This is a genomic window from Leifsonia sp. SIMBA_070 (assembly GCF_046534635.1).
Classification (GTDB): Bacteria; Actinomycetota; Actinomycetes; order Actinomycetales; family Microbacteriaceae; genus Leifsonia.
In genome coordinates this window covers 1-268 of the sequence record NZ_JAWRYK010000334.1, presented here as the reverse complement: position 1 = coordinate 268, position 268 = coordinate 1, and the positions used below count along the sequence as shown (strand labels likewise).

The 268-nt window shown below is 56.3% G+C and carries 1 rRNA gene; it reads right to left on the bottom strand.

The annotated features are described in order from the left end of the window. Positions 1-64: 64 nt before the first annotated feature. A 5S ribosomal RNA gene (rrf, locus tag SB754_RS20575) occupies positions 65-181 on the bottom strand. Between the last annotated feature and the right edge of the window lie 87 nt (positions 182-268).

Genomic DNA, 268 nt, shown 5'->3' with positions numbered 1-268 from the left:
GGGGCTGTTAAACAGTTGAGGTCCGCACCACATGGTGCGGACCTCAACCTCTCTGCCAGAATTTGTCCGGCGGTGACCTACTCTCCCACACCCTCCCGGATGCAGTACCATCGGCGCTGTGGGTCTTAGCTTCCGGGTTCGGAATGGGACCGGGCGTTTCCCCCACGCTATGACCGCCGTAACCCTTCGACCCACACCACCCCAAACAAACCCGGGGTGAGGGGAAAACAATGGTCACAACAAAACACACAAAACCAAAAACAATATT